The organism is Dyadobacter sp. CY323 (genome assembly GCF_021390245.1).
In the GTDB taxonomy this organism is placed as follows: Bacteria; Bacteroidota; Bacteroidia; order Cytophagales; family Spirosomataceae; genus Dyadobacter.
Window position 1 is genome coordinate 1 of record NZ_JAJUXH010000049.1, and the last position, 1,325, is coordinate 1,325.

The window sequence follows — 1,325 nt, forward strand, 5'->3', positions numbered from 1 at the left end:
GACACTATCTCAAAATCTGTGTAAAGTTTAAATCGGGGTTTGTAACTCCGATTTTTTACTTTTAACAAAACACAGTTTATGAGACCAGAAGATTTGTTGACTGATGAGTTTTTAAAGCAGTTCAAGAGCCGCGAAACGCTCAATGACTTTCTTGGCCAGTTACAGAAACGGGGCATTGAGAAAATGCTGGAAGGCGAGCTGGATGGGCATTTGGGATATGATAAGCATGAGCAGTCGCTCAACAGCAATTCCCGTAATGGCTATGGGAAAAAGAGGGTTAAAACAAGCTATGGCGAGTCGGAAATTCGAATGCCCCGTGACCGCGACGCTAGTTTTAATCCAATGATTGTTCCCAAGCGGGAGAATATGGTAGACGGCATTGAAGAGGTGATTGTGTCGCTGTATGCCAAAGGCATGAGTGTTGCTGACATCGAAGACCAGATCAGGGATGTTTACAATTTTGAAGTTTCGACATCAACTATCAGTCGCATCACTTCCCGGATAGCAGAAGACATCGTTAGTTGGCAGAACCGGCCTTTGGAACCTGTTTATTTGATTGTGTGGATGGACGGTATTGTCTTCAAAGTGCGCGAAAACAGCAAGGTAGTCAACAAAACAGTTTACATCGCTGTTGGACTTAAACGCGATGGTTACAAGGAAATCTTAGGCATGTGGCTCGGCAAAAATGAGTCTGCTGCCTACTGGATGAGTGTTTTGACAGATATGAAAGCCCGAGGGTTACAAGACATCCTGATCACGGCCACAGACAATCTCAACGGCTTCACCCAGACGATCCGGTCTGTTTTTCCTGAATCCGCCACTCAGATCTGCGTCGTTCATCAAATCCGGAACAGCTGCCGGTACGTGGTCTGGAAAGATAAAAAGGAGTTCAGCCGTGATTTGAAAGACATTTACGGTGCGCCCACCCGGCAGGCTGCCCTGGCGGCCCTGGACAGCCTCGAACTTAAATGGAGCAGCAAATATTCCTATGCCATCAAAAGCTGGCGCGAAAATTGGGATGAGCTGACTGTCTTCTTTGATTTTCCATTAGAAATCAGGCAGATCATCTATACCACAAATCTCATAGAGAACCTAAATGGGAAAATAAGAAAGTACACGAAGAACAAACTGTCCTTTCCGACTGATGAAGCAGTGATGAAATCGGTATATTTAGCCCTAAGGGAGGCTTCCAAAAAATGGACCATGCCGATCCGAAACTGGGGCATGATCCTGAATCAATTTTTGACTATTTTTGAAAACAGAGTCAGGCTTTAAGCTTTGCCCGACCCCGATTGAAAAGTTTACACAGTTAATGCGATAGTCCC

General features: G+C 45.1%; 1 protein-coding gene. It reads left to right on the forward strand.

From position 1 onward, the window contains the following. The first annotated feature begins 78 nt into the window (after nt 1-78). Nucleotides 79-1,275, forward strand: a complete 1,197-nt coding sequence (locus tag LZG72_RS29060; RefSeq protein WP_233878762.1) for an IS256 family transposase — start codon at nt 79-81, stop codon at nt 1,273-1,275. Nucleotides 1,276-1,325: the final 50 nt, after the last annotated feature.